At 72.2% G+C, this 8,269-nt stretch carries 10 protein-coding genes; 5 read left to right on the top strand and 5 right to left on the bottom strand.

The window, feature by feature from the left end; translation table 11 throughout:
- Positions 1–175, top strand: a 175-nt coding sequence (locus J0695_RS37005) for a beta-galactosidase small subunit-related protein (RefSeq protein WP_206969144.1), incomplete at its 5' end; no start/stop codon positions are given.
- Positions 172–1,383 (top strand): MFS transporter, encoded by a 1,212-nt coding sequence (locus J0695_RS37000; protein WP_206969143.1) that lies wholly within the window; start codon positions 172–174, stop codon positions 1,381–1,383. The genes J0695_RS37005 and J0695_RS37000, both read left to right, overlap by 4 nt.
- On the opposite strand, the gene J0695_RS36995 is transcribed toward J0695_RS37000, so the two are convergent.
- Entirely contained in the window at positions 1,325–2,557 is a 1,233-nt protein-coding gene (locus tag J0695_RS36995; RefSeq protein WP_206969142.1) for a CynX/NimT family MFS transporter, read from the bottom strand. The genes J0695_RS37000 and J0695_RS36995 overlap by 59 nt on opposite strands.
- Before the next feature lie 3 nt (positions 2,558–2,560).
- Entirely contained in the window at positions 2,561–3,529 is a 969-nt protein-coding gene (locus J0695_RS36990) for a GlxA family transcriptional regulator (protein ID WP_206969141.1), read from the bottom strand.
- A gap of 71 nt (positions 3,530–3,600) precedes the next feature.
- Between J0695_RS36990 and J0695_RS36985 the strand changes: the two genes are divergently transcribed.
- Positions 3,601–3,930 (top strand): cupin domain-containing protein, encoded by a 330-nt coding sequence (locus J0695_RS36985; protein ID WP_206969140.1) that lies wholly within the window; start codon positions 3,601–3,603, stop codon positions 3,928–3,930.
- 43 nt (positions 3,931–3,973) lie between these two features.
- Positions 3,974–4,810, top strand: a complete 837-nt coding sequence (locus J0695_RS36980) for a sulfurtransferase (protein WP_206969139.1) — start codon at positions 3,974–3,976, stop codon at positions 4,808–4,810.
- Here J0695_RS36980 and J0695_RS36975 read toward each other — a convergent pair.
- Positions 4,803–5,636: an NAD(P)H-binding protein gene (locus J0695_RS36975; protein ID WP_206969138.1), complete on the bottom strand. Its 834-nt coding sequence runs from the start codon at positions 5,634–5,636 to the stop codon at positions 4,803–4,805. The two genes, J0695_RS36980 and J0695_RS36975, sit on opposite strands and share 8 nt — an antisense overlap.
- Positions 5,637–5,732: 96 nt before the next feature.
- On the opposite strand from J0695_RS36975, the gene J0695_RS36970 reads away from it, so the two are divergent.
- Complete coding sequence (locus J0695_RS36970) at positions 5,733–6,689, top strand: helix-turn-helix transcriptional regulator (RefSeq protein WP_206969137.1); 957 nt, start codon at positions 5,733–5,735, stop codon at positions 6,687–6,689.
- 4 nt (positions 6,690–6,693) lie between these two features.
- Here the strand turns inward: J0695_RS36970 and J0695_RS36965 are convergent, their stop codons facing one another.
- Together J0695_RS36965 and J0695_RS36960 are read right to left on the bottom strand one after the other, a co-directional pair.
- A complete protein-coding gene (locus tag J0695_RS36965) occupies positions 6,694–7,002 on the bottom strand; it encodes an SCO5918 family protein (RefSeq protein WP_206969136.1) in 309 nt (102 codons plus the stop codon).
- A gap of 47 nt (positions 7,003–7,049) precedes the next feature.
- Positions 7,050–8,269 (bottom strand): DEAD/DEAH box helicase (locus J0695_RS36960; RefSeq protein WP_206969135.1); only part of this gene is annotated, 1,220 nt, incomplete at its 5' end.

Genomic DNA, 8,269 nt, shown 5'->3' with positions numbered 1-8,269 from the left:
CGCGGCGAGGTCGGTGGGGTGCGTCGCCGCGGGCGACACGGTCTGGGTCAACCTCGACCACGCCCAGCAGGGCATCGGATCGCAGTCCTGCGGACCCGGCGCCCTCCCGCAGCACCAACTGAGCGCCGCACCGGCAGAGTTCAGCTTCACCTTCGCCCCGATGGGAACCGCGTGACCGTGACGGTCACCGCACCCGCGGCCGGACGGCTCTTCAGCCGTCCGGCCGCGGTCGCCTCGTGCGTGGCCTTCGTCCTCATCGGGATGCTCCAGGCGGTGTACGGACCCGCGGTACCCGGTCTGCGCGAGGAGTTCGGCCTCTCCCCGTCCGGCGCGGGACTCGGCCTCAGCCTGCACTTCACGGGCGGGGTCGCCGGGGTGCTCGCCTTCAACGCGATCCACTCCAGGATCAGCAACCGGGCTCTCCTCAGCGGCAGTTACGCACTGATGGCACTCGGCGCCCTGGGCGTCGCACTCGCCCCCGGCTGGCCCCTCGCACTCGTCGCGGCGTTCGTCTGCGGCCTCGGTTTCGGCGGTGTCGACTACGGCCTCAACCAGCTCTTCGCGGTCGGCTTCGGCAACCGCTCCACCGCGATGCTGAACATCCTCAACGCCCACTTCGGGATCGGCGCGGTGCTCGGCCCCGTCCTGATCGCGGCGCTGGGCCCGGAGAACTACCCGTACGCCTTCGGAGCCTGCGCGCTCCTGGCGGCGGTGCTGATGTTCTGCACCCGGGGCGTCGGCAGCGCGGAGCCGACCCCCGCCGCAGCCTCTGCCCCCGCGGGCGGGCCGCGTCTGCTCTCCCGCGTCCTGATCGGTTTCCTCGCCCTCTACATCCTCAATGTCGCGGTGGAGGCGGGCGTGGGCGGCTGGGAGCCCACCCACCTGGAGACGGTCGGCTTCTCCGCGGCGGTCGCGGCCTCCGCCACCTCGGTCTACTGGCTGATGATGACGGTGGGCCGCTTCCTCGTCGTGCCCATCACCCTCCGGCACTCCCCCGAGCGCATCCTCACCGTGTGCGCGGCCGGGATGACGGCCTGCCTCCTCCTCGCCCTCGTACCCGGCGCGTCCCCCTACGCGTACGCGGGCGTCGGCCTCTTCATCGCGCCCGTCTTCCCCACCGGCCTCCCCTGGCTCAACCGGGCCCTTCCGCACGCCAGGAGTGCGGGCGCCTGGGTGATCTCGGCCTCGATGATCGGCGGTGTGGCCGCACCTCCCTTGCTGGGCAAGGGAATTGAGCTCTCCGGCATCCACGCGGTGCCGGTGCTGCTCACGGTCCTCTCGGCGGCCTCACTGGCCGCGACCGTATGGCTCGCCAGGACCGGGGTCAGCCGACCGGCCGGTCGCGCCCCGCGAAAAGACCCGCCGTCATCTGCGCCAGCATGAGTCCCATCAGGAAGACCAGCGGCGCCCGCCAGCCTCCGCTGGTCTCGTAGAGCGCCCCGACGAGCACAGGTCCGGGGATCGACAGCAGATATCCGGCGCTCTGCGCGAAAGCGGAGAGTCTGATCACGGTCGTACTGTCCTTCCCGCGCAGCCCGATCATCGTCAGGGCCAGCGGGAACGAGCAGTTGGAGACCCCGAGCAGCACCGCCCACAGCCAGGGCGCCGCGGCCGGGTCGGCCCACAGTCCGGCGTATCCGGCCAGACCGAACACCCCGATCGTCAGCGCGATCCCGCTCTGGTGACGCAGCCGCCCCGCGACGGCGGCCAGTACGTAGGAGAGCGGTACGCCGAGGAGCGACGTGACGGCGAAGAGCAGGCCCGCGGTGCCGGCCGACACCCCGGCGTCGCGGAAGATCTGGGGCAGCCAGCCGATGATGACGTAGGCGGCGGTCGCCTGCAGCCCGAAGTAGCAGGCGAGTGCCCAGGCGGTGCGGTCGCGGGTGACCCGGATCTCGTTTCCTGGTACGGCAGTCGCCGCGGTGGCGCCCGCTCCCGCCCGGCCGCGTGCGAGGGCGATCCAGGGCGGTACGGCGACGGCGGCGACCACCGCCCAGGCGCCGAGGCCCACCCGCCAGTCCCCGAGGGTGTCGGCGAGCGGCACGGTGACCGCCGCGGCGGACGCGGCGCCGAGGTTGAGTGCCATGGCGTACAGCCCGGTCATCGCGCCGACCCGGTCGGGGAAGCGCTGCTTGACCACCACGGGCAGCAGGACGTTGCTGACCGCGATCCCGGCGAGCGCGAGGGCGCTCAACGCCACGAACGCGGCGGTGTTCGGGGCGAATGCGCGCAGTGCGAGACCGGCGGTGACCGCCGCCATGCCGACGGCTATGACCCCGCCGGGTCCGTACCGGCGGGCGAGGCGGGGCGCGGTGAAGCCGACCAGGGCGAAGCACAGCGCCGGTACGGAGGTGAGCAGTCCGGCGACCGTGGCGCTCATCCCGAGACCGGCACGGATCTCTTCCAGTACGGGGCCGAGGCTGGTGACGGCGGGCCTGAGGTTGAGCGCGGCCAGAACCAGGGCGACGACCGCGAGGCGGCGCACCCGCACGTCCGACAGTGCGGTGGACCGGTCCTTCTCGGTACGGTTCTGGCACACCGTTTCATCGTTGGGCATGGGTCATCCTAGGGCCGCAGGCTGCTGAAATGCCCTTCTGTACGCGGCGGGTGTGGTCCGCAGCGCCCGGTGGAAGTGCCGCCGGAGGTTGGTCGCCGAGTGCAGGCCGACGCGGGTGGCGACCGTCTCGACCGGCAGGTCGGACTGTTCGAGCAGCGCTCGCGCGGCGGCGACACGGCGGTCGAGCACCCAGCGCCCCGGGCTGACGCCGAGCTGCTCGTTGAACCGCCGCGCCAGGGTGCGCGGGGAGAGCCCGGCGTGGTCGGCCAGTTCGTCGATGCCGATGTGCTCGCCGAGCCGGTCGGCTGCCCAGGCCAGGAGCGGGGCCAGGGATTCGGGGACGCGGCCCTCGTACGGCGACAGGTCGACGTACTGCAGCTGGCAGCCCTCGCGGTGCGGCGGCATCACCATGTCGCGGGCGACCTGGGCCGCGTAGGCGGCGCCCTGGTCGGCGCGCACCAGGTGCAGGCACAGGTCGATGCCGGCGGCGCTGCCTCCGCTGGTGGCGACGTCGCCGTGGTCGATGTAGAGGACGTCGGGGTCCACCCTGACCCGCGGCGCGTGGCGGGCGAGCGCTTCGGCGAGGCGCCAGTGCGTGGCCGCGCGGCGTCCGTCGAGGAGTCCGGCCTCGGCGACGAGGAAGGCCCCCGAGCAGATCGCGGCGATGCGTGCGCCCCGGCCGTGGGCGCGGCGCAGGGCGTCGAGTACGGCCGGCGGGGCGGGCGCGGTCGGCGGAGTCCGGCCGGGTACGACGACGGTGTCGGCGGTGTCGAGGGCTTCGAGACCCTGCGCGACGTGGATGTCGTAGCCCGCGTCGGTGGGGACCGGTCCCGGGTGTTCCGTACAGACGCCGAAGTCGTACGCCTGCGGGATCCCGGGGGCCGCGACCCCGAAGACCCGGGCGGCGCAGCCGAGTTCGAAAGTGGACTGGGGCGGCTGGACGAGGGCGACAACACGGTGCCGGGGGCTCATGGCACGAAAGTACCCGAGGGTGTCAATCCTGTCACTGGGCCGGGCGCCCGCGAACACCCAGGCTGGAGGGCATGACAGAGACCGAGCACATCCAGCCGCCCGTCCAGTACGTGAACATCGAGGACGCCAGGCGCAGTTCACCCGGCGAGGGCCTCGCCGTCCGCACACTCCCTTCGACCGCACTGGCGAGCTCCTGGGTCCTCGACTTCGCACCCGGCAGCCGGTGGATGGAGGTCGACCACCATGTGGAGGAGGAGCACTTCTATGTGCTCAGCGGTGAACTCGTCGACGGCGACCGGCTCCACAGGGCGGGCGACTACGTGGTGATGGCCGCAGGGACCAGCCATCAGCCGCACACCGAGACGGGCGCCTCGCTCCTGGTGATCAGCATCAAGGGGTGAGGCCGTAGGATCCGCTGGCAGACCGGAGCGAGCGAGGAGCGCCATGGACACCGAAAGCCACCACGACGACCTCCCCGCTCTGGTCTCGGCGGACTGGCTCGAGCCCCGTCTCGGCGAGCCGGGACTCGTACTCCTCGACGCGTCGGTCGGCGCGCACCGGGGCGCGGAGCGGCGGATTCCGGGGACCCGCCGTTTCGACCTCGACGGCGCGCTGTCGGATCACTCCTCGCCGCTCCCCCACACCATGCCGGGCGCCGCACAGTTCACCGAGGCGGTGCGGGCGCTCGGGGTCGACAACACCTCCACGGTCGTCGTCTACGACGGCGTGGGCCTCTACTCGGCGGCCCGCGCCTGGTGGATGCTGCGCGCCATGGGCTTCGACCGGGCCGCCGTACTCGACGGCGGCCTGCCCGCCTGGTCCGCCGCCGGGCTCCCGCTGGAGGACAGCACCCCTCAACTCCCGGCGCCGCCTGGCGACTTCACCGCCCGTCCCCGCCCCGGAATGATCGTCGACAGCGGCACGGTGACGGCGGCCCTCGCCGACCCGGCCGCCGTCCTACTCGACGCGCGCTCCCGTGACCGGTTCTCCGGTACGGCGCCCGAGCCCAGGCCCGGTCTGCGCTCCGGCCACATGCCCGGGGCCGTGAACCTCCCCTTCACCGAGATCCAGCAGGACGGCCGGATGCTCCCGGCGCCGGAACTGCGCGCCGCCTTCTCCGCTCTCGCCGGAGACCGGCAGAAGCTGGTCTTCAGCTGCGGCTCGGGCGTGACCGCCTGCGTCCTGGCCCTGGGCGCGGAGCTGGCGGGCTACCGCGAGCTCTCCGTGTACGACGGCTCCTGGAGCGAGTGGGGCCTGCCTTCTGACCTGCCGGTCACCTGAAGGCGTCCGCGTTGCGCCCGGCCCATGCGGCGAACGGGCGCGGCGCCCTGCCGAGCACCTGCTCGACGGCTGGGCTGACCTGCTGCTCGTCGGCCGAGGGCTCGCCGAGGATGTCGAGCGTGCCGTCCACCGCGGCCTCCGGCATGAACCGCGTCATCTGCGCCCGAGCCTCGGCACGGGTGATCTCGGTGAACCGCACCGGTTCGCCCAGCACGTCGCCGATCACGCGCGCCTGCTCGCGCGGCGAGATCGCCGCCGGTCCGGTGAGGACGTACGTACGGCCCGAGTGGCCCCCTTCGCGCAGGGCCGCGGCCGCGACCTCCGCGATGTCCGCCGGGTCGACGACCGGCAGTCCCACGTCGCCGAAGGGCGCCGTGACCGTCCGGTACGCGCGCACCGGCTCAGCCCACAGACAGGCGTTGGAGCCGAAGCCGCCGGGCCTCAGCACCGTCCATTCGAGCCCCGACCGCTCCACGGCCTCCTCGAACGCCCGCAGCAGCCCGCCCGCCACGAACCCGGGCCGCGTGCCGACGTTCACTGATGACAGGAGCACGACGCGCCGCACACCGGCCGCCTTGACGACATCGAGGATCTCGCCCGGATCCAGCTCCGCACCGTCGCCGGCGATCAGCAGGAACAGGGCGTCGGCGCCGTCCAGTACGGGCTTCAGGCTCGCCGGGTCGGCCAGGTCCGCCTGTCGGTACCGTACGCCCGCCTCCTCGCCTTCAGGACGGCGCGAGAGCGCCGTCACTTCTTCGCCGGCCTCCAACAGCACCTGCACCAAGGGGCGTCCGACATTTCCAGTGGCTCCGGTCACTACGATCACGGGTTTTCTCCCAGTCAGGTTTCCGCTGTGTCTGTGACCATCCTGGAAGCCGAAGTGGCCACCTTCTGGCCAGTTTCGGGAGCAGAATCAGCTGCCATGAGAGCTGATCGTCTGGTGGCCGTGCTGCTGTTCCTGCAAGCGCGCGGACGGGTGACCGCCGCAGAGGTGGCGGCCGAGCTGGAAGTGTCCGAGCGGACGGCCCGGCGGGACCTCGAAGCGCTCTCCATCGCGGGCATCCCCGTCTACTCACAGGCCGGACGCGGCGGAGGCTGGTCCCTGGTCGGCGGTGCCCGTACCGATCTGACGGGTCTGACAGCCGGCGAGTCCAGGGCGCTGTTCCTGGCCGCAGGGCCATCGTCCGCGACACCCGAACTGCGCTCCGCGCTGCGGAAGATGGTGCGCGCACTGCCCTCGACCCTGCGCTCCGACGCCGAGGCCGCCTCGAAGGCGGGGGTGGCCGACTCCACGGACTGGTCGGGGACCGCCCTCACCGCAGGCGCTTCGCACCTCGAAGCGCTTCAGCGGGCGGTGGTGGACGGAGTACAGGTACGACTCGGCTATACCGGGCCCGGCAGACCCGCCGGGGAGCGTACGGTCCATCCGCTCGGCCTCGCCGCCAAGGCGGGACTGGACTATCTCGTCGCAGGGACCGAGAACGGTCTGCGGACCTTCCGGCTCGACCGTGTCACCTCTGTCGAGGCGACGGACGGGAGGGCCGTGCGGCCGGAGGGGTTCGATCTCGCCACGGCCTGGCGCACCCTGGCCGCACGTATGGAGGACCGGATGCTGGCGGCGACGGTACGGGCACGGGCCGGCCACGGCACCGAACAGATCCTGCAAGGGCTGTTCGGCGGGCGGCTGCGGACCGGGCGGACGCTGTCCGACGGGTGGACCGAGATCGAGGTCGACGGTCCTTCGCCGGAGGTCGTGGCGGCGCAGCTGGCGGGGCTCGGCGCACGCGTCGAGGTTCTGGAGCCCCCGGCGGCCCGGGAGCGGCTCGCACGCCTTGCGTCCGAGCTCGCTGCCGTCTACGGGCCGCCGGCCGGGGGTTGAGCGGTCAGTCCTGGGCCGGGGCCCCGAGCAGCGCCGAGGCGGTCTCGAGCGGGCTGAGGGCGGGAGCGGGCACGGGTGCGGTGACCGAGCGGCAGGTGAAACCGAGGCGGGAGAGCGCCCTGGTCACCTCTCCGGCGGTGAAGTCGCGACGGTCCTGGCGGGTGATGACCTCACCGACCTGCTTGACCGGGTAGGTACGACGGCTGATGATCACGGACTCACCGGTGACCGTCTCGGGCTTCTTGCCCTTCATGGCCGCCTCCACTTCGGCCTTGGTGAGGTCGAAGGGGTAACGGGCGATGACAAAACGCATGGAGCCTCGCTTCAGTGACGGGGGAGAGGGTGTGGGGATGACGGTACCTAAGCGGCGCGGCGGACCCGGGCCGCCTTGCGCGCTTCCGCGGTCTGACGGGCTTCCGTCGTGCGGCGCGACTCGCCGCCCGACCGGGTACCCCGGCCTCGGAACGGAGTGCCACCGCGCTTGGGACGCTCGTCGGAGACCGGCGCACTCCCCCTGACGGGGACACCCGAGGGCACCTGTGCTCCGGTGATACGGCTCAGCTCCGCGTCCCCGGAGCGTACCTGGGTGACGGTCGGCCTGATACCCGCGTCGGTCATCAGCCGGGTGATCTCCCGGCGTTGGCCCGTGGTGACCAGGGTGACGACACTGCCCGACTCGCCGGCCCTGGCGGTGCGGCCGCCGCGGTGCAGATAGTCCTTGGAGTCGCTGGGCGGGTCGACGTTGAGGACCAGTTCGAGGTTGTCGACGTGAATGCCGCGCGCAGCGACATTGGTGGCGACCAGCGCCGAGACGCTCCCCGACTTGAACTGGGCGAGCGTACGGGTGCGCTGCGGCTGGGACTTGCCGCCGTGCAGTGCCGCCGCATGCACCCCGTTGGCGAGCAGGTGCCTGGTGAACTGGTCCACAGCGTGCTTGGTGTCCAGGAAGATGATCACCCGGCCGTCGCGGGCGGCGATCTCGGTGGCGACGGCGTACCTGTCGGTGCCGTGCACCTGCAGGACGTGGTGGTCCATCGTGGTCACCGCGCCGGCGGACGGGTCGACCGAGTGGACGACCGGATCGTTCAGGTAGCGGCGGACCAGCAGGTCGACGTTGCGGTCCAGGGTGGCGGAGAACAGCATCCGCTGGCCGCCGGGCTTCACGAGGTCGAGCAGCTCGGTGACCTGGGGCATGAACCCCATGTCGGCCATCTGGTCGGCCTCGTCGAGGACGGTGATGGCGACCCGGTCGAGCTTGCAGTCACGGCGCTCGATGAGGTCCTTGAGACGGCCCGGGGTCGCCACGACGACCTCGGCGCCGGAGCGCAGCGCACCGGCCTGCCTGCCGATCGACATCCCGCCGACGACGGTGGTCATCCGCACCTTGAGCGCCCGTGCGTAAGGGGCGAGTGCGTCGGTGACCTGCTGGGCCAGTTCCCGGGTGGGGACAAGAATGAGGGCGAGGGGCTGCTTGGAGTCGGCACGCTGGCCTGCGGTCCGGTTCAGCAGCGCCAGGCCGAAGGCGAGAGTCTTGCCGGATCCGGTACGGCCACGGCCCAGGACGTCACGGCCCGCGAGGG

The organism is Streptomyces beijiangensis (genome assembly GCF_017315755.1).
Taxonomy (GTDB): domain Bacteria; phylum Actinomycetota; class Actinomycetes; order Streptomycetales; family Streptomycetaceae; genus Streptomyces; species Streptomyces beijiangensis.
This window is presented reverse-complemented; position numbering and strand designations above follow the sequence as displayed.